Here is a 647-nt window from a genome sequence, read left to right as displayed (position 1 = left end):
CATCGCCGCCGGGCCGATGCTGGAGACTTGGAACTCCGATACGGCAGCGGCCGCGGGCTTGGCCGGTGGCGGTTTGCCCAGTTCCATGGGGGCGATCGGTGGCATGTCCATGCTGGCAGGACGTGCAGGGAGCACTGGTGCCATGGCCGGGATGGGGGCGGCTACGGGCCTGGCCGGCGGCAGATCCAGCGACAGTTTGCCAAGCTCCATGGCGGCGGTCGCGGCCATGCTCGGACTGCTTGGCCCTGGTTGAAGCGATTTGGCCGCTGGTGCCTGCGGTGGCAGGTTCAGTATGGGAGCGGGCTCCGTATCCTGCGCGCTCCAGCCGGAAGCCAGCGCCGATTGCGGCGCGGGCTGATTCCGCTGCACCTGGGCCTCGCTGCCCAGGCCCAGTTTGCCGCGCTGGTTGCCGGCAGCTGCGGTTGCCGGCACCGGAGCCGCCGCCGCTCTGCCGGACAGCGCGGTGCTCACCGGGACCTGGCTCAGATCGAAGTCCAGGGTGGAGCGCGGGCCCTGTACCCCCTGTACCGAATGGCCCGAGTTGCCCGAATGGCCTGCGTCGATGCGGGATTCGCTGCCCAGGTTCGGACGGGTGCCCAGCTGGTACAGGCGGTTTTCCGGGTCCAGAGTACGGCCGAGCTCGGCAA

Annotated in this window: 1 pseudogene; it reads right to left on the bottom strand. The window is 69.9% G+C overall.

Features of this window, described 5'->3' with window-relative positions:
• Positions 1–647 (bottom strand): annotated as a pseudogene (locus tag VTU_RS33505) (hypothetical protein); the annotation flags it as partial.

The organism is Verminephrobacter aporrectodeae subsp. tuberculatae At4 (assembly GCF_000193225.1).
GTDB classification, from domain to species: domain Bacteria; phylum Pseudomonadota; class Gammaproteobacteria; order Burkholderiales; family Burkholderiaceae_C; genus Acidovorax; species Acidovorax aporrectodeae.
The sequence above is the reverse complement of the archived record's forward strand: the minus strand, read 5'-3'. Positions and strand labels throughout refer to the sequence as shown.